Origin of the sequence: Pseudomonas sp. RHF3.3-3 (assembly GCF_048069595.1) — a bacterium.
GTDB lineage: Bacteria > Pseudomonadota > Gammaproteobacteria > Pseudomonadales > Pseudomonadaceae > Aquipseudomonas > Aquipseudomonas fuscovaginae_B.
In genome coordinates, this window is the sequence record NZ_CP182250.1 from 2,826,200 (window position 1) to 2,846,241 (window position 20,042).

The 20,042-nt window shown below is 65.3% G+C and carries 17 protein-coding genes; 9 read left to right on the top strand and 8 right to left on the bottom strand.

Annotated elements, in window-relative coordinates; genetic code table 11:
• Positions 1–170: 170 nt before the first annotated feature.
• Positions 171–2,063, bottom strand: a complete 1,893-nt coding sequence (gene mrdA, locus ACMGT0_RS13030; RefSeq protein WP_416772921.1) for a penicillin-binding protein 2 — start codon at positions 2,061–2,063, stop codon at positions 171–173.
• Positions 2,064–2,346: 283 nt separating this feature from the next.
• Here mrdA and ACMGT0_RS13035 point away from each other — a divergent pair, with 283 nt between their 5' ends.
• Both ACMGT0_RS13035 and ACMGT0_RS13040 read left to right on the top strand, forming a co-directional pair.
• The gene (locus ACMGT0_RS13035) at positions 2,347–3,519 is read left to right on the top strand and encodes a DUF1624 domain-containing protein (RefSeq protein ID WP_054060288.1); all 1,173 of its coding nucleotides are present in this window, start codon (positions 2,347–2,349) and stop codon (positions 3,517–3,519) included.
• A gap of 225 nt (positions 3,520–3,744) precedes the next feature.
• Complete coding sequence (locus ACMGT0_RS13040) at positions 3,745–5,388, top strand: acetolactate synthase large subunit (RefSeq protein ID WP_054060289.1); 1,644 nt, start codon at positions 3,745–3,747, stop codon at positions 5,386–5,388.
• Position 5,389: 1 nt separating this feature from the next.
• Here the strand turns inward: ACMGT0_RS13040 and ACMGT0_RS13045 are convergent, their stop codons facing one another.
• Genes ACMGT0_RS13045 through ACMGT0_RS13055 form a run of 3 tightly spaced genes read right to left on the bottom strand, consistent with a single transcriptional unit; the run spans position 5,390 to position 7,957 of the window.
• Complete coding sequence (locus tag ACMGT0_RS13045; protein WP_054060290.1) at positions 5,390–6,103, bottom strand: ABC transporter ATP-binding protein; 714 nt, start codon at positions 6,101–6,103, stop codon at positions 5,390–5,392.
• A gap of 2 nt (positions 6,104–6,105) precedes the next feature.
• Positions 6,106–6,945, bottom strand: a complete 840-nt coding sequence (locus ACMGT0_RS13050; protein ID WP_054060291.1) for an ABC transporter permease — start codon at positions 6,943–6,945, stop codon at positions 6,106–6,108.
• Positions 6,946–6,964: 19 nt separating this feature from the next.
• Entirely contained in the window at positions 6,965–7,957 is a 993-nt protein-coding gene (locus ACMGT0_RS13055; protein WP_054060292.1) for an aliphatic sulfonate ABC transporter substrate-binding protein, read from the bottom strand.
• Positions 7,958–8,315: 358 nt separating this feature from the next.
• On the opposite strand from ACMGT0_RS13055, the gene ACMGT0_RS13060 reads away from it, so the two are divergent.
• The 6 genes from ACMGT0_RS13060 (at position 8,316) to ACMGT0_RS13085 (ending at position 15,506) form a co-directional block, all read left to right on the top strand.
• Positions 8,316–9,443 carry an MFS transporter gene (locus tag ACMGT0_RS13060; RefSeq protein WP_054060293.1) on the top strand — a complete coding sequence of 376 codons (1,128 nt, stop codon included), beginning with the start codon at positions 8,316–8,318 and terminating at the stop codon, positions 9,441–9,443.
• Between the two features lie 93 nt (positions 9,444–9,536).
• Entirely contained in the window at positions 9,537–10,445 is a 909-nt protein-coding gene (locus ACMGT0_RS13065; protein WP_054062784.1) for a LysR family transcriptional regulator, read from the top strand.
• 138 nt (positions 10,446–10,583) lie between these two features.
• A complete protein-coding gene (locus ACMGT0_RS13070; RefSeq protein WP_416772925.1) occupies positions 10,584–12,125 on the top strand; it encodes an MFS transporter in 1,542 nt (513 codons plus the stop codon).
• A gap of 25 nt (positions 12,126–12,150) precedes the next feature.
• Positions 12,151–13,212, top strand: coding sequence for an HlyD family secretion protein (locus tag ACMGT0_RS13075; protein ID WP_416772927.1), 1,062 nt, complete (start codon positions 12,151–12,153; stop codon positions 13,210–13,212).
• Positions 13,209–14,654, top strand: a complete 1,446-nt coding sequence (locus ACMGT0_RS13080) for an efflux transporter outer membrane subunit (RefSeq protein ID WP_416772928.1) — start codon at positions 13,209–13,211, stop codon at positions 14,652–14,654. Before ACMGT0_RS13075 ends, ACMGT0_RS13080 begins: the two co-directional genes overlap by 4 nt.
• A gap of 105 nt (positions 14,655–14,759) precedes the next feature.
• On the top strand, positions 14,760–15,506 hold the full coding sequence (locus ACMGT0_RS13085) for an SDR family oxidoreductase (protein WP_054056937.1): 747 nt from the start codon (positions 14,760–14,762) through the stop codon (positions 15,504–15,506).
• 126 nt (positions 15,507–15,632) lie between these two features.
• Here the strand turns inward: ACMGT0_RS13085 and mapR are convergent, their stop codons facing one another.
• The 3 genes from mapR to ACMGT0_RS13100 all read right to left on the bottom strand — a co-directional run bounded on the left by mapR (position 15,633) and on the right by ACMGT0_RS13100 (position 19,082).
• Positions 15,633–17,042, bottom strand: a complete 1,410-nt coding sequence (gene mapR / locus ACMGT0_RS13090; protein ID WP_054056938.1) for a GntR family transcriptional regulator MpaR — start codon at positions 17,040–17,042, stop codon at positions 15,633–15,635.
• Positions 17,043–17,219: 177 nt separating this feature from the next.
• Positions 17,220–18,635 carry a cytochrome c oxidase accessory protein CcoG gene (ccoG, locus tag ACMGT0_RS13095; RefSeq protein WP_273820405.1) on the bottom strand — a complete coding sequence of 472 codons (1,416 nt, stop codon included), beginning with the start codon at positions 18,633–18,635 and terminating at the stop codon, positions 17,220–17,222.
• A 207-nt stretch (positions 18,636–18,842) separates the two neighbouring features.
• Positions 18,843–19,082 carry a DUF3203 family protein gene (locus ACMGT0_RS13100; RefSeq protein WP_054056939.1) on the bottom strand — a complete coding sequence of 80 codons (240 nt, stop codon included), beginning with the start codon at positions 19,080–19,082 and terminating at the stop codon, positions 18,843–18,845.
• A 144-nt stretch (positions 19,083–19,226) separates the two neighbouring features.
• On the opposite strand from ACMGT0_RS13100, the gene ACMGT0_RS13105 reads away from it, so the two are divergent.
• On the top strand, positions 19,227–19,727 hold the full coding sequence (locus ACMGT0_RS13105; protein WP_054062644.1) for an MgtC/SapB family protein: 501 nt from the start codon (positions 19,227–19,229) through the stop codon (positions 19,725–19,727).
• 89 nt (positions 19,728–19,816) lie between these two features.
• On the opposite strand, the gene ACMGT0_RS13110 is transcribed toward ACMGT0_RS13105, so the two are convergent.
• Complete coding sequence (locus ACMGT0_RS13110) at positions 19,817–19,984, bottom strand: hypothetical protein (RefSeq protein ID WP_193394198.1); 168 nt, start codon at positions 19,982–19,984, stop codon at positions 19,817–19,819.
• Positions 19,985–20,042 lie beyond the last annotated feature (58 nt).

Here is a 20,042-nt window from a genome sequence, read left to right on the forward strand (position 1 = left end):
GGATAGGTACTTCGTCAAGCTCTGTCGTTTTCAAGATGGAATAAGAGAGGATGGGGGCGTTGTTGTAAGAGACTTCCTTCAAGAGAAAAGGAGATCTTCAATTGTCGGTTTGAGATTACCGCTCCACTGGCCTGAACTGGAAAATGGAGCGGTAGGATGGACTCATTGCCTCAGACCTTCGGATCCTCATGCGCCTTGAGCGGGTGCGCATACTGCGGCTTGAGCTTGCCGTCCTTGTCCAGCAGCCAGGCGTCGAGGATCTCGCGTACCACGGGGCCGGCGACGCGGCCGCCGGCCTCGCCGTTCTCGATCATCACCGAAATCACGATCTGCGGATCCTCCGCCGGGGCGAAGCCGACGAACAGGGCGTTGTCGCGGTGACGCTCGGCGGTCTTGAGGCGGTCGTAGCGCTCGCCCTGCTTGATCGCCACCACCTGCGCGGTACCACTCTTGCCGGCGATGCGGTATTGCGCACCCTGCGCCGCCGCCCGGGCGATGCCGCGAGGGTCGTGCATCACCAGTTGCATGGCGTAGTTGACCTGTTCCCACTCCCGCGGATCGCGCAGCACCAGGTTCGGAATCGGATGCTCGTCCACCGGCGCCTCCTGGCCGATCGTCTTGGCCAGGTGCGGGCGGTTCCACACGCCCTTGTTGGCGATCAGGGTGGTGGCCTGGGCCAGTTGCAGCGGGGTGACCTGCATGTAGCCCTGGCCGATGCCGAGGATCACCGTCTCGCCCGGGAACCAGGCCTGGCGGCGAGTGGCGCGTTTCCACTCGCGGGACGGCATCAGGCCGGGGGATTCCTCGAACATGTCCAGGGAGACCTTCTGGCCGATGCCGAACTTGTCCAGGTACTCGTGCAGGCGGTCGATGCCGAGCTTGTTGGCCAGGTCGTAGAAGTAGGTGTCGTTGGAGCGCATGATAGCCGCGTTGAGGTCGACCCAGCCGTCGCCGCTGTGGTTCCAGTTACGGTATTTGTGCTCGACGTTCGGCAGTTGGAAGTAGCCGGGGTCGAACACCCGTGTCGTCGGCGAGATCACGCCGCTGTCGAGGCCGGCGATCGCCACTTCCGGCTTGATCGTCGAGCCCGGCGCATAGAGCCCGCGCAGGGCGCGGTTGAACAGCGGGCGGTCGATGGAGTCGCGCAGGGCCGAGTAGTCCCTGGCGCGGATGCCGGTGACGAACAGGTTGGGGTCGAAGCTCGGCTTGCTGACCATCGCCAGCACTTCGCCGGTCTTCGGATCGATGGCCACCACCGAGCCGCGGCGGTCGCCCAGGGCGTTTTCCGCAGCTTCCTGCAGCTTGATGTCCAGGCTCAGGACGATGTTCTTGCCGGGAATCGGATCGGTGTGCCTGAGCACCCGCATCACCCGGCCCTGGGCGTTGGTCTCGACTTCCTCGTAGCCGACATGGCCATGCAGTTCGCTCTCGTAGAAGCGCTCGATGCCGGTCTTGCCGATGGACTGGGTGCCGCGGTATTCCACCGGGTCGAGCTGCTTGATTTCCTTCTCGTTGATCCGCCCGACATACCCCACCGAATGGGCGAAGTGGTCGCCCAGCGGGTAATGCCGGACGAACTGCGGCTCGACCTCGATCCCCGGCAGCTTGAATTCGTTCACCGCCAGCAGGGCGATCTGCTGTTCGGTCAGTTCGTAGAGCAGGGTCACCGGCTCGAACGGATGGCGTGACTGCTTGAGCGCCTTGGCGAACATCGCCCGGTCTTCTTCCGGCAGGTTGAGCACGTTCATCACCGTGTCCAGCACCTGGGCGACATTGCCTGCACGTTCGCGGGTCAGCGTCATGTTGAAGCTGGGCTGGTTGTCGGCCAGCACTTCGCCGTTGCGGTCGAAAATGATCCCGCGCTCCGGTGGAATCGGCAGCACGTGAACGCGGTTGTTCTCCGAAACGGTGGAGTTGTAGCTGAACTCGACGACCTGGAGGAAGTACAGGCGGCCCACGAGGGCGCCGGCCAGGCCCAGCACCAGCAGCCCGCAGGCGATCAGGCGCTTGTTGACCAGGCGTTTTTCGGTCTCGTGATCCTTGAGATGAATGGGATCGGACATGCGGAACCTGTCTCGTGCAAAGGAAAATGACTATGAAGGCGGCGGCTAATAGGGAAAATGCATAGCTGGCTATTTAAAACGGCGCACAAGATAGCAAGAAGCACCGGATTTAGGGACGTTATTGCCGCAGCATCCGCCAAAAGGCGGCGAGGGCGGGGCGGTTCGAGCCTGCAATCCCTTCGGTTAAACCACGGTACAAACGTTTCAAGATGTTTCTTTTATTGATGTTATATCGTATCGAAATTAGATTCTGCCGCCTCATCCCTCTCCGTAAGCTATCGATATGACGCCCACTTCCGGGCCGTTCGCCTCATCGGCCGGTCCCAACCTCCGTCTCTGTGCCATCGATGCGCTGCGTGGCTTTGTCATGCTGTGCATGGTGCTCGATCATGTTCGTGAAACTTTTTTCATGCACCGCCAGGTCAGCGACCCAGTCGATGCGCTGACGGTCGCGCCGGACCTGTTCTTCACCCGCCTGCTCGCCACCCTCTGTGCGCCGGTGTTCATCTTCCTCACCGGTCTGTCGGCGTTTCTCTACAGCCAGAAGCACAGCGCTCGCGAGACGTCGATCTTCCTGCTCAAACGCGGCGTCTTCCTGGTGCTGCTGGAGCTGACCCTGGTCTGCTTCGCCTGGAACGGCGAGTTCCCACCCAAGACCCTGTGGCTGCAGGTGATCTGGTGCATCGGCCTCTGCATGATCGTGCTGGCCGGCCTGCTGCACCTGCGGCGGGCCTGGCTGGTATGGCTCGGGCTGGTGATCGTCGGCGGGCACAATCTGCTTGATGGCATAGTGCTGGGGCCCGAGTCGCCGTTCTTCATCCCCTGGTCGGTGCTGCACCAGAAGGTTTTCATCCAGCTCACCGAGTACACCCGTGCCCGCACCACCTACCCGGTACTGCCGTGGATCGGCGTGATCCTGCTCGGCTGGAGTATCGGCCCCTGGTTCGCCAGCGGCGTCGAGTCGGCGGTGCGTCGCGCCCGCCTGCTGAAACTCGGCGGTGGCCTGCTGCTAGCGTTTGTGTCGATCCGCTACCTGAACGTTTATGGCGACGCACCCTGGGTGCATACCGGCGATGCACTGCGCACGGTCATGAGCTTCCTGAGTGCGAAGAAGTATCCACCGTCGCTGATGTTCCTGCTGCCGACCCTGGGCGTCGGCCTGTTGCTGCTGGCCCTGTTCGAGCAGCTGCAGCAACGCAAGGTGGTGGCGATCCTGGCGATCTATGGCGGGGCGCCAATGTTCTTCTACCTGTTGCACCTGTATGTGCTGAAGGCGATGTACCTGCCGGCCTTTGCCTTCTGGGGCGCGACCGAGGGTGGGGTCTATGCGTTCAGCCAACTCTCCAGCGTCTGGCTGCTGAGCCTGCTGCTGGGCTTCGCGCTGTTCTTCCCGACCCGCTGGTTCGCCCGGCTCAAGCAGCGGCGGCGGGATATCGCCTGGCTCAAGTACTTCTGAGGCGTGCAGGGTGGGCCATGGCTGTGCCAATTCGTCGCAAGGCCGCAGCCGCCTTTATCCGTGACTTCGTCGAACGGCGCAAAGTCGAAGGTTTTGTGCGCTCTGCGTTGGTCCAGAGTGGCCAGAGCGATGTTACTGTGGCACCGCCTGCGTGAAAAACCGGGTCCGTCCCCTGACAACAACTGCAAGACGCGCGAAAGCGCTTGTCGAGATTGAGGTAGATAAATGGCCAAGGCCGCCGATGTCGTTGTGCAATGCCTGGAAAACGAAGGTGTCGAGTATGTGTTCGGCATTCCTGGCGAGGAAAACCTCGACCTGCTGGAATCGCTGCGCAAGTCGCCGATCAAGCTGGTCCTGACCCGCCACGAGCAGTCCGCCGGCTTCATGGCCGCCACCTACGGCCGCCTGACCGGCAAGACCGGCGTCAGCCTGTCGACCCTCGGCCCCGGCGCGACCAACCTGGTGACCGCCAGTGCCTACGCCTACCTGGGCGGCATGCCGATGATGATGATCACCGGCCAGAAGCCGATCAAGAAGTCCAAGCAGGGCCGATTCCAGATCATCGACGTCTGCGGCATGATGGACCCGATCACCAAGTACACCCACCAGTTCGCCTCGGCCGACAACATCCCGGCGCGCATGCGCGAAGCCTTCCGCCTGGCTGAAGAAGAGAAACCCGGTGCCGTGCACCTGGAACTGCCGGAAGACATCGCCGCCGAGCAGACCGACTCGATGCCGATCCCGCCGAGCCTGCACCGCCGCCCGCTGGCCGAGCACAAGGCCGTCGAAGCTGCCGTGGAGAAACTGCAGAAGGCCCGCAGCCCGATCCTGGTGATCGGCGCCGGTGCCAACCGCAAGATGACCGCCAAGGTCCTCAAGCAACTGATCGACCAGACCGGCATCCCGTTCATCACCACCCAGATGGGCAAGGGCGTGGTCGACGAGCGTCACCCGCGTTTCCTCGGCAACGCCGCGCTGTCGTCCGGCGACTTCGTCCACCGCGCCGTCGAAGCGGCCGACCTGATCGTCAACATCGGCCACGACGTGATCGAGAAGCCGCCGTTCTTCATGGTCCGTGGCGGCACCGAAGTCATCCACATCAACTTCCGCTCCGCCGAAGTCGATGCGGTGTACTTCCCGCAGATCGAAGTGATCGGCGACATCGCCAACGCCGTCTGGCAGATCGGCGAAGCCCTGGGCGACAACCCGCACTGGGACTTCAGCCGCCTGATGGCGATTCGCGAAGCCAACGAGGCGCAGATCGCCGAAGGCGCCGACGACAACCGCTTCCCGGTGTACCCGCAGCGCCTGGTCGCCGACATCCGTCGCGTGCTGCCGTCCGAAGGCATCGTCGCCCTGGACAACGGCATCTACAAGATCTGGTTCGCCCGCAACTACAAGGCGCACAAGCCCAACACAGTGCTGCTGGACAACGCCCTGGCGACCATGGGCGCCGGCCTGCCCTCGGCGATGGCGGCGCACCTGGTGCACCCGGATCGTCCGGTGATCTCGGTCTGCGGCGACGGCGGTTTCATGATGAACAGCCAGGAACTGGAAACCGCGGTGCGCCTGGGCATGCACATCACCGTGGTGATCCTGCGTGACGACGGCTACGGCATGATCCGCTGGAAGCAGGCGAACATGGGCTTCACCGACTTCGGCCTGGACTACGGCAACCCGGACTTCGTCAAGTACGCCGAAGCCTATGGCGCCAACGGCCACCGCGTGGAAAGCGCCGAGGGCCTGCTGCCGCTGCTCGAACACTGCATCAAGACCCCGGGCGTGCACGTGATCGACTGCCCGATCGACTACTCGGAGAATGACTTCATTCTCAACAACGAGCTCAAGCGTCGCGCATTGCTGGTCTGATCTAGATCACATGAGCCCGGTGCAATTCGGTCAGTGACAGGGCCTTGAGGTCGGCCAACTGCGAATCGCGACGATCGCGAGGATGTGGCAGGTCGACCGCCAGGGCCTGGCGAATGCGGCTGGGGCGGTTATCCATCACCAGCACCCGGTCGCTCAGGTACAACGCTTCGTCGACATCGTGAGTCACCAGCAACAGCGCGATGCCATGCCGCCGAGCCAGTTGCAGGAGCAAATCCTGCAACTTCATGCGGGTAAAGGCGTCGACCGCGCTGAATGGCTCGTCGAGCAGCAGCACCCGTGGTTTCGAATACAATCCGCGTGCAATCGCCACCCGTTGCGCCATGCCGCCTGACAGTTGCTTGGGCAAGGCCTGGGCGAAACCACTCAGACCGACCTCCTCGATCAGTTGTGTCACCCAGGCGCGGTCGTAACCCTCGTCTTCACTGAAGCCGATGTTCTGCTCCACCGTCAGCCAGGGCATCAGGCGGGGTTCCTGGAAGACGAAAGCGATGGGCGAGGTCGTGTGTTTCAGTTCACCTTCGAAGTCCTTTTCCAACCCGGCGACGATCCTCAGCAGCGTGCTCTTGCCGCAGCCGCTGGGGCCCAGCAGGCTGACGGTTTCCCCTGCGTGCAGTTGCAGACTGACCTGCCTGAGCACGGTGGTCTGGGCAAACGCCTTGCGTTCGACGTAGAGGTCCAGCAGTGTTTCGCTCATGTTCAAGACTCCCGGTCCTGGCCATTGAAAGTGTCGCGCCAGGACAGCCAGCGTTTTTCCAGGCCGGCCAGCAGGCCGTCGCTGAGTTTGCCGAGCAGGGCCAGAACGATAATCGCCGCCAGCACGATATCCGGGCGCGAGGTTTCCCGGCCGTCGCTGAGCAGGTAACCCAGGCCCTTGGTTGCGGCGATCAACTCGGCGGCCACCAGGAACATCCACGCCAGACTCATGCCGCTGCGCAGGCCGGTGAACAGCCCCGGCAGGGCCGCCGGCAGCAGGATTCGGCGCACCAGCCGGTAACGGCTGAAGCCGAGCATCTGTCCGACCTCGACCAGTTTGCGGTCAATATTGCGGATCGCCGCGACACCGTTGAGGTACACCGGGAAAAATGCGCCGATGGCGATCAGGACGATCTTCGAGGTTTCATCGATGCCCAGCCATAACAGCAGCAGGGGCACCCAGGCCAGGCTCGGGATCGAGCGCAGTCCGGCGAACGTCGGTTCCAGGTAGGCTTCGGCTTCGCGGCTGAGTCCGACCCAGGCGGCGAAGAGCAGGGCCAGGCCGGTACCGATGGCGAAGCCGCTGAGCACCCGCAGCAGGCTGGCGCCAATGTGTTTCCACAGAGCTCCCTGACCGAGATCGCGCAGGGTCAGGACGATATCGCTCGGTGCCGGCATCTGATACGCGGGCACCCACCCGAGGCGCACCACTCCCTCCAGCAGGGCGATGATCAGCACCGGCAGCACCAGCCCCTTGAGTCGCCGAGGCCAGACCGACGTGGTGCCGGCGGCGGGGGCGGGTGTGTCCAGGGCGGCAGGCAGGGCTTTGCTTTTGGCGTTCATGGGGGCTCCCGGGACGCGCTTACTGGCGGGCGACCGCGACAGGGTTGAACCGGGTTTCGATCAACTGGTCGATGACCTGATCGACATTCACCCCACGACGAACCAGCTCCTCGGATACCAGGATCGGGGCGGCGGCTTTCGAGGCCACCAGGTCCTGAGGGCCGAGACGGGCGTTTTTCAGGTCGGTGCGCGACAGTTGCAGCTTGGCCACATCCAACGGCAGGCCGGATTCGCTGGCCAGCAGGCCGGCCAGTTCGTCAGGGTTGTGCAGGGCCCACTCGCGGGCTTTTTCATAGGCGCCGATTACGGTTTCGATGGTCTGTGGATGTTCCTTGGCAAACTTCTCAGTGACGCTGATCACCCCGTAGCTGTTGAAGTCGGGATTGCGGTAGAGCAGGCGCGAACCGGCCTGGAGTTCGCTGGCGGCCATGTGCGGATCGAGCCCGGCCCAGGCGTCGACGTCGCCTTTTTCCAGGGCGGTGCGGCCATCGGGATGCTGCAGGTGCACCAGTTCCACGTCGTTCTTGCCCAGGCCGGCCTGCTGCAGGGCGCGCAGGGTGAACAGGTAGGGGTCGGTGCCCTTGGTGGCGGCGATCTTCTTGCCCCTGAGGTCGGCGAGGCTCTGGTAAGGCGAGTCCTTGCGCACCAGCAGTGCGGTCCACTCGGCGCGACTGTAGACATAGATCGACTTGATCGGGCTGCCGTTGGCCCGGCTGAGTACGGCAGCCAGGCTGGCTGAGGAGCCGAAGTCGACGCCACCGCTGTTGAGGTATTCCAGGGAACGGTTGCTGCCCTGGCTCAGGACCCAGGTGACCTTGGTCTGCGGCAGGGCTTTCTCCAGCCAGCCGAAATGCCGCAATGCCAGGCTGACCGGCGAGTAATAGGCGTAGTCCAGTTTGACTTCGGCCGGGGTGGTTTCGGCGGCCTGCGCCAGCGGATGCAGGCCCAGTACCAGCGCCGTGGCGGCGGCCAGAAGGCGGGCGGCCTTGGTGATCGGGTTGAGGGATTTCATCGAATGCTCCAGGGAGAGGGACTGCAGGGCTTATTCTTAATTAAGCAGTCATGGTGATGATGAGCTGCTTAAAAGGAATAATGCAGTCTCTATGCCAGCTGTGTGCAGGGCTTGCCCTCAAAGAGCCTACGATGACGCTCTGTGTGGGAACGATCCAATGAAAAGGAGGGTGCCAGCGCGATAGCTATTGCCGGCAATCCGGCTCCTGCCGGGGGGGCGCTGGTGTTTGTTCGCATGCACTTTGTTGAACGGCTGTTGCTCCAGCAACATGACAAACATGTTTCAAAAAATGTTGCGGTCGATCGTTTCGACCCGGCATGCTGACGGGCTTGTTCCACCACGCGAAGATCCTGCCCTCATGTCAGCCGTGGCCGCTCACTCGACCGACTCCGCCTCCCGCCGTGCGGCGATTGTCCTGGCACTGTGTCTGCCCAGCGATGTCCTGCTGTACCTGCTGCTGCCGATGAACACCCAGGCCTTTGGCGTGACCCTGGCTCAGGCCGGGGTGTTGCTGGCGGCCAACCGGCTGGTGCGGATCTTCGGTTACGGCCATGTGCTGCGCTATTACGCCCGTCAGGGCGACCGCGCCACCCTGATGCTGGCCGCGGCCGTCAGTGCCGTGTGCGCCCTGGGCAATTCGCTGATTTCAGGGTTCTTCTGGCTGCTGCTGTTGCGCCTGGGCTGGGGCCTGTCGTTTGCCGCGTTGAACCTGTCGACGCAGGTGCTGGCGACCCTCGAGCCTGCCGGCGCGGCACGCCGGGCAGGGCGCTCGCGGGGGATCATCGCCATCGGTCCGATGATCGCCCTGGCCCTGGGGGGCTGGTTGAGTCTGCAGATCGGCCCGCGGCTGATTTTCCTGCTGCTGTGCGCCACTTCATTGATCGGCCTGTGGGTGGCGCACGGCCTGCCGAGCCAGGGGCACGAGCTGGCGGCGCCGGTCGGGCGACGCTTCAAGTGGCCGGACAGTGTCGCGCTCTGGTCCTTCGTCGAAGGGGTAGCGCTGGACGGGCTGTTCATCTTCGGCCTGTCGCTGCAGGCCAGTGCCGTGCTCGGTGGCGATGCGGTGGTGATCGCCGGCGGGCTGATGGCTTTGCGCTATGTCTCGGAAATGTTCCTCAGCCCCCTCGGCGGGCGGGTGGCCGACCGCTATGGCGTGGTACGCATGCTGTTGCTGTTCTCGATTCTCAGCGGTCTGGCCCTGGCAGCCTTCGGCAGCCACTGGCTGATTCTCGGCGCCGGTTCGGTGCTGGTCCTGCGGGCGCTGCAATTGCCGCTGGTGGTGACCCTGGTGGCCGAGCGCAATCCCGGCGCCGGGCGTGTCCAGGCCCTGGCCTCGAATGCGGTATGGCGCGACATCGGTGCCGGTGTCGGCCCGTTACTGGCGGGTGTGCTGCTGCCGGTCGCCTCGGCCAGTTGGGTCTATTCCCTGGCCGGCCTGGCCATTGCCCTCAGTGCACTGGCCTGCGCGCGTTACAAGGCTGATTGAGTCGTTCGAATGCTGCATCCGTTCCCCTGATGATTGCACCCTGCGCAAGAGTCCGGTGTGGCGATCGACGCGGCTGCCGGGTATGCTCAGCCCATGCAAATACCTGATCTGAATCTGCTGGTAGCCCTCGACATCCTGCTCGAAGAAGGCTCGGTCACCGCGGCCGCCCGGCGCATGAACCTCAGTGCCCCGGCCATGAGTCGCACGCTGACGCGCATCCGCGAAGCCCTCAATGACCCGATCCTGGTCCGCTCCGGGCGTGGTCTGGCGCCGACCCCGCGGGCGCTGGAGCTGCGCGAACAGGTGCGCGGCGTGGTGGAGCTGGCCCATGGGGTCTTCGCCCCCGGCCAGGAAACCGACCTGACGACCCTGGAGCGGACCTTCAGCGTGCGGGCCAACGACATGTTCTTCGGCGCTTTCGGCAACCAGTTGCTCGAACGCCTGGCCCGGGACATGCCCAACGCCACGCTGCGCATGGTGCCGGAAGGCGATACCGACGACGATGCGCTCAACGAGGGGCGCATCGACCTGGCGATCTGTGCCCCTCGCAAGTTCGGTGCCGATATCAAGGTGCAACGTCTGTTCAACACTTCGCTGATCGGTATCGCCCGGGCAGGTCATCCGCTGTTCGACGAGGAACTGGATGCCGAGCGCTTTGCCCGCTACGACCATATCAGCGTGTCGCGCCGTGGCCGGGCGCGTGGGCCGATCGATGCGCTGCTGGCCGAGCTGAATCTGCGGCGGCGGGTCTCCCTGGTGCTGCCGACCTTTCATGCGGCGATGTTCGCCGTGGCCGGCTCCGACCTGATCCTGCCGTCGATACCGCGGCCAATGGTGCGCAACCTGATAAGTCTGGGGCTGCCCCTGCGCACTTTCGAATTGCCGGTGCCGGTGGAAACCATCGTGGTGATCCAGGCCTGGCATCCCCGGCTGGACAATGACCACGCCCATCGCTGGTTGCGCCGCACGCTGAAGGACATGTGCGACGCTACGCCGGCGTAATCATTGCGCCTGGTGCAATCCAGTTGTAGATATTTGTCAATTTTTATAGCTTCAGGCCCTGCATAGACTCGGATTTCCCAGTGAAACCGGAGTTTTTGCGATGTCTCTTCCCTCCGAGCCTGCCCGGACGGCCGGCTCATGACCGCCCTGCAAACCAGCCTGCCGCTGGCGGCCGCAGCCAGGCCCGCAGCGGCCGCCACACCTTTGGGCCTGCGCATCGGCGTCGGCCTGGTCGGCGTGTTGCTGGCGGTGCTGGCCTCGGGCTTCAACGAAAACGTGACCAAGGTGGCGATGGCCGATATCCGCGGCGCCATGGGCCTGAGCTACGACCAGGGTACCTGGCTGATTGCGGCCTACGCAGCGATGTCGGTCAGCGCCATGGCCTTTGCCCCCTGGTGCGCCGTGACCTTTTCCCTGCGCCGCTTCACCCTCTGCGCCATCGGCAGCTTGCTGGTACTGGCCCTGCTGGCGCCGTTCGCACCCAATACCCAGGTGCTGATGCTGATCCGCGTGGTTCAGGGCTTTGCCGGCGGCGCCTTGCCGCCGATGCTGATGTCGGTGGCGCTGCGCTTCCTGCCGCCGGGCATCAAGCTCTATGGCCTGGGCGGCTATGCCCTGACCGCGACTTTCGGCCCCAGCTTCGGCACGCCCCTGGCCTCCTGGTGGGTGGAATACGCCGGCTGGCAATGGGCGTTCTGGCAGGTCATCCCGCTCGGGCTGGTGGCCATGGCCTGCGTGGCCTGGGGCATACCGCAGGACCCGCTGCGCCTGGAGCGCTTGCGCCAGTTCGACTGGCGCGGGCTGCTGCTGGGTTTTCCCGGCCTGGTGATGCTGGTGCTCGGCCTGCAGCAGGGCGAGCGCCTGGGCTGGTTCGATGCGCAGCTTATCCGGGTGCTGGTCGGCGGTGGATTGCTGTTGCTGGTGCTGTTCTTTATCAACGAATGGTCGCACCCGCTGCCGTTCTTCAAGTTGCAGATGCTCGGCATCCGCAACCTGACCCACGCGCTGGTCACCCTCGGTGGCGTGCTGTTCGTGCTGCTGGCGGTGATCATGATCCCGTCCAGCTACTTGGCCCAGGTCCAGGGCTACCGGCCGTTGCAGACCGCGCCGGTGCTGCTCTGGGTCGCCGTACCGCAACTGCTGGCGCTGCCGCTGGTGGTCGCGCTGTGTAACAACCGGGTGGTGGATTGCCGCTGGGTGCTGGCCACCGGGCTGTTCCTGCTGGCATTGGTCTGCGTGATCGGCTCCCAGGTCACCGTGGCCTGGAACCGCGAGAACTTCTACCTGTTGCAGGCCATTCAGATCGTGGCCCAGCCGATGGCGGTGATCCCGTTGCTGATGCTCTCGACCGGCAGCATCACCCCGGCGGATGGGCCATTCGCCTCGGCCTGGTTCAACACCATCAAGGGCTTTGCCGCAGTGGCGGCGGGCAGCCTGCTGGAAACCCTGACGGTGCGCCGCGAGCACTTTCACTCCAGTCACCTGGTCGACCGCCTGGGCAGCCAGCCCTGGCTGGCGGACTCGGTGGAGCCTGGGCAACTGGCCCATCGGCTGCACGAGCAGGTGGTGACCCTGACCAGCGCCGACCTCTACCTGTGCGTGGCGGGCCTCGCCATCGCGCTGATCCTGTTGATCCCGATCCTGCCGACGCGCATCTACCCACCGCGCGCCGCGGCCTGATCTCCCCCTTTTTCGGACACTGACCATGAATACTTCAATTTCACGCAAACCCCTGCTGATCCTCGCCGTGCTCCTGGCCGGCGCCTTGCTTTACGGACTCTGGTACCTGCTGCTCGGCGGCGGCCCGGTGCAGAGCACCAACGATGCCTACGTCAACGCCGACTACACCCTGGTGGCACCGAAAGTCGCCGGCTTCATCGGCCAGGTGCTGGTGCGTGACAACCAGCGGGTAGAGGCGGGGCAGGTGCTGGTGCGCATCGATGACCAGGACTACCAGGCCGACCTGGCGGCGGCCCGCGCCGGTGTCGCCAGTGCCCGGGCACAGCTGGCCAATGCCGCGGCGAGCCTCCTGCGCCAGCAGGCGCTGATCGAGCAGGCGCGGGCGGTGGTCGACGCCGATCAGGCCGATGTGCAGTTCGCCGCCCATGAGTGGCAGCGTTACCAGCACCTGGCCGGGCAGGGCGCCGGCACCCTGCAGAATGCCCAGCAGGCCGAGACCCGCCAGCGCACCGCCGCGGCCCGGCTGGCCGAACACCGGGCGGCCCTGGAGGCGACCCGCAAGCAGACCGATGTCCTGCTGGCCCGGCGCGATACCGCCCAGGCGGCCGTGCAGCAGGCCGAGGCACGCCAGGCACGGGCCGAACTGGACCTGGCGCACACCGTGCTGGTGGCGCCGTTCGACGGCGTGGTCGGGCGGCGCAGTGTGCGCCAGGGCGCCTATGTCAAGCCGGGCGATGTGCTGCTGGCCGTGGTGCCGGTGAACGCAGCCTATGTCGTGGGCAACTTCCTCGAAAACCAGATGACCCATGTCAGCCCCGGCCAATCGGTGAGTATCACCGTCGACACCTTTGCCGATACGCCGCTGACGGGCCAGGTCGAGAGCATCGCCCCGGCCACCGGCGTGACCTTTGCCGCGATCGCTCCGGAGAATGCCAGCGGCAACTTCACCAAGGTGGTTCAGCGTATTCCGGTGAAGATCGTCCTCGACCGTGGGCAGCCGCTGCTTGAGCGCCTGCGGCCGGGCATGTCGGTGGAGGCGCGAATCGATACCGCTTCGACGGACGTGCGTGAGGTCAGCTTGCGATGAACCGGTATTTCCCCTGGTTGTTGATCACCACGCTGCTGGTACAGGGTTGCACGCTGGGCCCCGACTTTGAGGCGCCGAAGCCTGAGTTGGGTGAGCGTTGGCACACCCGGCAGGGCGAGCCCGGGCACAGCCAGCCGGCTGAGGGGGCGACCGAAGCCGCCTGGTGGGAGGGTTTCGCTGATCCTCAACTGGCCGCGCTGATGCGCCAGGTCCAGGCGGGCAATCTCGATCTGCAACGGGCCGCCAGCCGACTGGCGCAGAGTCGTGCGGCACGGCGCAGTATCGCCGCCGATGAACTGCCGAAGGTCGACGGCGCTGCCGGCTACAGCCGCGCGCGCAACAGCAGTCGGGGCCTGAGCGACCCTTCCGGCGAGAACGGCCGGCACGACTACAACCTCTGGAGCACCGGCCTGGGCATCAGTTGGGAGGCCGATCTGTGGGGGCGGGTGAAACGTTCGGTGGAGGCGGCCGACGCCAATGTGCAGGTCGCCGAAGAGGACCGCCGCGCCGTGCTGGTGACGATCCTGGCCGAAACCGCCCGCGATTATATCCAGCTGCGGGCGCTGCAGAACGAGCAGGCGGTGACCCGGCAGAACCTGGAGATTGCCCGACGGACCCGGGCCCTGACGCACCTGCGTCGCGACGAGGGCGTGGCCACCGAACTGGAAGTGGCCCAGGCCACGGCGCAGGTCGCCACCATCGAGGCGCAACTGCCGGCCCTGCAACAGGGCGAAGCGCGGTTGATCAATGCCCTCAGCCGCCTGATGGGGCTCGAACCCCAGGCCCTGGCCGGGCAGTTGCAGGCGGCGACGGCGATTCCCGTGCCACCCGCCAGCGTGCCGATCGGCCTGCCCAGCGAACTGGCACGACGGCGCCCGGACATCCGTCGGGCCGAGGCCGACCTGCATGCGGCCACGGCGGCCATTGGCATGGCCCGGGCGGACTTTTACCCGCGTATCAGCCTCTCCGGCAACCTCGGCTTCCAGGCGCTGCAGTTGTCCGACCTGGGCAGTTGGGGTTCGCATACGCTGGCCGTGGGGCCCAGCCTGAGTGTGCCGCTGTTCGAGGGTGGGCGCCTGCAAGGGCAGTTACAGTTGCGCGAGAGTCGCCAGCAGGAAGCCGCCTTGCGCTACCGGCAGACCGTGCTGGATGCCTGGCACGAGGTGGACGACGCGCTCAGTGCCTACCAGGCCGGGCAGCGTCGGCGCGACAGTTTGCACCAGGCGGTGGAGCAGAGCCGCCTGGCCCTGGCCAGTGCCCGCCAGCAGTACGAGCAGGGCACCGTGGACTTTCTCAACGTGCTGACGGTGCAGGGCGCCTTGCTCGCCAACGAGGACGCGCTGGTGGACAGCACGGCGGCGGTGTCGCTGGCGCTGGTCGGACTGTACGGGGCCCTTGGCGGTGGCTGGGAGCAGGCGCTGCCCGATCGCGCGATTCCGTGACGCTCCCGATGACAGCCTTCCCGGCGGCCCGGGTGGCTACACAAACTTCCTGCTGCGCGGTTATTCTGAAGGTTCAGAGCGACCAGGCGACGGGGGAAGGGTGTCATGGAAAAAGTCATCGTCATCACCGGTGGTAGCCGTGGTATCGGCGCGGCGACGGCGTTGTTGGCGGCACGGCAGGGCTACCGCATCTGCATCAACTACCTGCGGGACGAAGATGCGGCCCACCGGGTGCAGGAACAGGTACGGGCGCTGGGCGCCCAGGCGATCACGGTGCGCGCGGATGTCAGCGACGAGGACGGGGTGATCCACCTGTTCCAGCGCGTCGACGCCGAACTCGGACCGGTCACCGCACTGGTGAACAATGCCGGGACGGTGGGGCAGAAGTCGCGGGTCGACGAGATGTCCGAGTTCCGCATCCTGCAGACCCTGAAGACCAACGTGCTGGGGCCGATGCTCTGCGCCAAGCACGCGGTGCTGCGCATGTCGACACGGCATGGCGGGCAGGGCGGCAGCATCGTCAACGTGTCGTCGGCGGCGGCGCGGCTCGGTTCGGCGAACGAGTATGTCGACTATGCGGCGTCCAAGGGCGCACTGGACACCTTTACCCTGGGGTTGTCGAAGGAGCTGGCAGGGGAGGGGATCCGGGTCAATGCCGTGCGTCCCGGGTACATCTTTACCGAGTTTCATGCGCTGAGCGGCGACCCGGACCGGGTCAGCAAGCTGGAGCCGGGAATTCCCATGGGACGCGGCGGGCGTGCAGAAGAGGTGGCCGAGGGCATCATCTGGCTGCTCTCGGACAAGGCGTCCTACACCACCGGGACCTTCGTCGACCTTGCCGGCGGGCGCTGATTTCATGACCGGGCGCAAGGCTTGACGGCCTATTCGCGGGCAAGCCCTGCTCCTACAGAGTGGGTCTGGTAATCCTGAGTACGACTCCGGCCTGTAGGAGCAGGGCTTGCCCGCGAATAGGTCCGCTCAGAACGAACGCACGATCCGCCCCAGGGTCTCCATGGCTTTCTCCGAAGCCTCGTTCCATGGGCTGCCATAGTTGAGGCGGATGCAATTGCGAAAGCGCCGCGCCGGGGAGAAGATCGGTCCCGGTGCGATGCTGATGCCCTGGGCCAGCGCCATCTGGAACAGCTTCAGCGAATCCATCTGCTCCGGCAGCTCCAGCCAGAGGAAGTAGCCGCCAGCCGGCTGGCTGACCCGGGTCTGTGCCGGGAAATAGCGGGCGATCGCCGCGAGCATCGCACTCTGCTGTTCTTCCAGGGCATAGCGCAGGCGGCGCAGGTGGCGGTCGTAGCCGCCGTGCTGCAGGTAGTCGGCAATGGCCGCCTGGGCCGGCATCGAGGCGCACAGCGAGGTCATCAGCTTCAGCCGCTCGATCTTCTGCGCATACCGCCCCGCCGACACCCAGCCGATGCGGTAGCCGGGCGCCAGGCTCTTGGCGAACGAACCGCAGTGCATCACCAGCCCTTCGGTGTCGAAGGCCTTGGCCGGCTTGGGCGCCTGCTGCCCGTAGTACAACTCGGCGTAGACATCGTCCTCGATCAGCGGCACCTGGTGCTCGCGCAGCAACTCCACCAGTGCCTGTTTCTTCGCCTCGGGCATGGTCGCGCCCATCGGGTTCTGGAAACTGGTCATGCACCACACGGCCTTGATCGGATGCTTTTCGAGGTTCTGCGCCAGCACGCCGAGGTCGATACCGTCGCGCGGGTGCACCGGGATCTCCACGGCCTTGAGCTTCAGGCGCTCCAACACCTGCAGACAGGCATAGAACGCCGGGGCCTCGATGGCCACCAGGTCGCCGGGTTCGGTCACCGCCTGCAGGCACAGGTTCAGCGCCTCCAGGGCGCCGTTGGTGATCAGCAGCTCCTCCATCGGCAGCATCAGCCCGCCGACCATGTAGCGCAGGGCGATCTGCCGGCGCAGTTGCGGGTTGCCCGGTGACAGGTCGGTGACCACCATGCGCGGGTCCATCTCGCGGCTGGCGCTGGCCAGGGAACGGGCCAGGCGTTGCAGCGGGAACAGCGTCGGGCTGGGGAAGGCCGAGCCGAAGGGCACGGTGGTCGGGTCCTTGATCGAGTCGAGCACCGAGAACACCAGTTCGCTGACGTCGACCTCGGTGGACTCGTGCACCTGGCTGCTGATCACCGGCTCCGAGAACGGGCTGGGCGCATGGGTGTTGACGAAGTAGCCCGAGCGCGGCCGGGCCCGGATCAGCCCACGGCGTTCCAGCAGGTAGTAGGCCTGGAACACCGTGGACGGGCTGACGCCGTAGGTCTGGCTGGCATAACGGACCGACGGCACCCGCTGGCCGGGGCCGAGGACGCCGGAGCGGATCAGTTCAGCGATGTCGTCGGCGAATTTTTCGTAGCGTTTCATGGTGGCTTGGCTCATTGGATACGGGCACGCAACGGCAGGTTTTCGGTTGTCTTGTTGGAGCTGGCTGTTGTAACTGTCGGGACACTAACCTGTGGGAGCCGGACCGCCGGCTCCCAAAGTGTTGCGTCCCACACTCCCCGCGGGCCCTGGGGTTGGCGCCCCGGGGATTCTAGGTCATCAGCGGTTCATCGGGGCGACGAAGCGGCTGTTCGCCACGCTGTAGACGCCTGGCTCATCGATGTCGACCAGGCGGAAGGCGAGCTCCTGGGAGCTGCTCTTCGCCCGCTCGGTGGTCATCGCCACCGAGACCGGGAAGTCGGCGATCTCGCCGGCCGCCAGGCTCAGTTCGGTGCGACCCTGCAGCTGGAAGCCGTCGCCGTCGATCAGTTCCAGGCGGTACTGCTGGCGCTGCTGGGTCTTGTTGATGACCTTGAGGCTGTAGATGTTCTCGATCTGCCCCAGGCTGTTCTCGCGGAACAGGCCACGGTCCTTGCTGACATCCAGCGAGACCATCGGCCGCTGCACCAGCGCCACCGCCAGCGCGCCGATCATGATCAGCAGCACGGCGCTGTAGCCGACCAGGCGCGGCCGCAGCAGGTGGGTGCGGCCGCCCTGCAACCGGTGCTCGGAGGTGTAGCTGACCAGGCCGCGGGCGTAGCCCATCTTGTCCATGATCGAGTCGCAGGCGTCGATGCAGGCGGCGCAGCCGATGCATTCCATCTGCAGGCCGTCGCGGATGTCGATGCCGGTGGGGCAGACCTGCACGCACATGCGGCAGTCGATGCAGTCGCCGAGGCCGACGCTGGCCGGCGCCACTTCGCGCTTGCGCGGGCCCCGGTTCTCGCCGCGGGCGGCATCGTAGGAGATGGTCAGGGTGTCCTTGTCGAACATCACGCTCTGGAACCGCGCATAGGGGCACATGTGCATGCACACCGCCTCGCGCAGCCAGCCGGCGTTGATGTAGGTGGCGCCGGTGAAGAACAGCACCCAGAACAGGCTGACCCCGCCCAGTTGCAGGCTCAGCAGTTCCTGCACCAGCGGGCGGATCGGGGTGAAGTAGCCGACGAAGGTCAGCCCGGTGATCAGGCTGATCGCCAGCCACAGGGTGTGCTTGGCGGCGCGCCGGGCCAGCTTGTTCGGCCCCCAGGGCGCGGCCTGCAGCTTGATCCGCTGGTTGCGCTCGCCCTCGGTGACTTTCTCGCACCACATGAACAGCCAGGTCCAGGAACTCTGCGGGCAGGTGTAACCGCACCAGACACGTCCGGCGAACACGGTGATGGCGAACAGGCCGAAGGCACAGATGATCAGCAAGGCCGAGAGCAGGATGAAATCCTGCGGCCAGAAGGTCGCGCCGAAGATATGGAACTTGCTGTTGGCCAGGTCCCAGAGCACCGCCTGGCGGCCGCCCCAGTTCAACCAGACGGTGCCGAAGAACAGCAGGAACAGAAAGCCCGCGCCGCTGATGCGCAGGCTGCGGAACAGGCCGGTGAAACTGCGGGTGTGAATCAGGTTGTCGCTCGACTTGGCCTTCATCTTGTTGGGGCGCGAAGGCTCGAAGGTGTCAACTAACTGGACGGGGATTCTTTCGCTCATGATCTGTCGCTCGTCAGCCTCCATCAGGCCAGGACACTATGCCGAGCGAACTGTTTGCATAACAGACTCAGGTATCTGAATAAAAAGCGGATCAGATGGCGCCGGAAAAACCCCTGCGACAACTTGTCATCCCCGGTGCAGGCCACGCCGGCGCGCGCCTGCCGGCGCCTGGCACAGGTGCCGGGCGGGCAGGCTGACACGGGTCAATCAAATCACCGAATCACTCGACGTCGCCTTCACATGGTGACGGCCGTCGAAGGCGCCTGCGACGGTCAGGGCGTCGGCTTCGGCCTCGGTGATCCAGATCTGCCGGCCATCGAGTTCGGCGCGGGACATGCTCCTGGCGTCGTCGGTGGTGATTTTCACATCCCTGGCCAAGCCGCTGATCCGGGTGTCGTTTTCCTGCAGGGTGCAGGTCTGGCTGGCGCGATCGATTTGCACGGGCATGGTGTTCTCCTCATTTCTCCGGGCTGACAGGATTTAGGGTGCGGGCAGGGGGCTTCGTTCGCCGCAGCCGATTAGCGGTCAACGGTCGAACCGTTGCCCGCGATCCGCTGTCCACCGTCTGTCGAGCTCAGAGAGGTTGGGGACATGGACGCCGTGTTGCACACCGTATGGGTAACGCTGCAAGCCGAATTCGCCGATATCGGCGATATCCGCGAGGTCACGCGCATCACCCTGCGCCTGCTGATCGCCGCGCTGCTGGGCGGCCTGCTCGGTTTCGAGCGCGAACAGAAGGGCAAGGCCGCGGGTGTGCGCACGCACATGCTGGTGGCCCTCGGTGCGGCGCTGTTCGTCCTGGTGCCGCAGGTGTCCGGTGCCCAGGCCGATGCCATGAGCCGGGTGGTCCAGGGGGTGATCGCCGGCATCGGTTTCCTCTGCGCCGGTACGATCCTCAAGGGGCATGCCGACGAGGCGGGGCAACACGTCAAGGGCCTGACCACCGCCGCCGGGCTGTGGATGACCGCCGCCATCGGCGTGGCGGTGGGCCTGGGGCGCGAGGCCACGGCGGTGCTCAGCACGCTGCTGGCGCTGGCGGTGTTCAGCCTGATGCCGGGAATCGTCCGGCTGCTGGAAAAGGATCGTCGCTGATCCCATTCACCCAGGCATTGTGGCGCCGACACTACCGCTTTCGCGGGCAAGCCCGGCTCCTACGGGAGCGTGTCCGTGTTCAGGCTTGACTATGCTTGTTCCGCGATCACCGGCGGCATGGTCGTCGGTGGATCGATCTTGGGCGGCGGTGTGCTCTCCGGGGGTTCCTGCTCGGGAACCGGTTGCGGTTCGGTGGGGGGCAGGGTCGGCTGGTCGATATTGGGATCGGGGGTTTCCGCCGGAATCGGAATGTTCATGGGCACTCCTGGGTGCATGGCCATCAGGTGCTGCGGTTGACCCCGTTGCAACGCAATC